Origin of the sequence: Colwellia marinimaniae (assembly GCF_002207865.1) — a bacterium.
Lineage (GTDB): Bacteria > Pseudomonadota > Gammaproteobacteria > Enterobacterales > Alteromonadaceae > Colwellia > Colwellia marinimaniae.
Genome location: NZ_BDQM01000156.1, coordinates 1 through 359, shown reverse-complemented (window position 1 = coordinate 359; position 359 = coordinate 1). Strand labels below are relative to the sequence as shown.

General features: G+C 43.5%; 1 pseudogene. It reads right to left on the bottom strand.

Going from position 1 to position 359, the window contains the following annotated elements:
- A pseudogene (locus MTCD1_RS21330) lies at positions 1–359 on the bottom strand (methyl-accepting chemotaxis protein); the annotation flags it as partial.

Sequence of the window (359 nt, the reverse complement as noted above, 5' to 3'; positions counted from 1 at the left end):
GGATCGGCGACAAAACCCGGCCAATTCTCAGCAAAGACAGCTTCATGTTCTTTCAGTAAAGCTAAGGTCGCGGCATTAGCATAGGTAATATTGAAATCCCTATCAATCATGATGTTGGCGGTACCCGATTGGTCAATAGCCCCTTGTAACTGCGCGGTTTTGTTTTCTTGCGCTCTGGCTGCGGTGACATCTTGCCATTCAAGGGCATTGCCTATGTACTCGCCAGCTGCATCCATAATGGCGGTGACATTGAGCTCAAAGGATAAATGTTTAATTTGAATATCGGTTTTAAACGGTAAGTTATTTGGATCATCGAGTAATTTACGTTGATGTGCTGGAACTTTATGAAAACTGTCAAT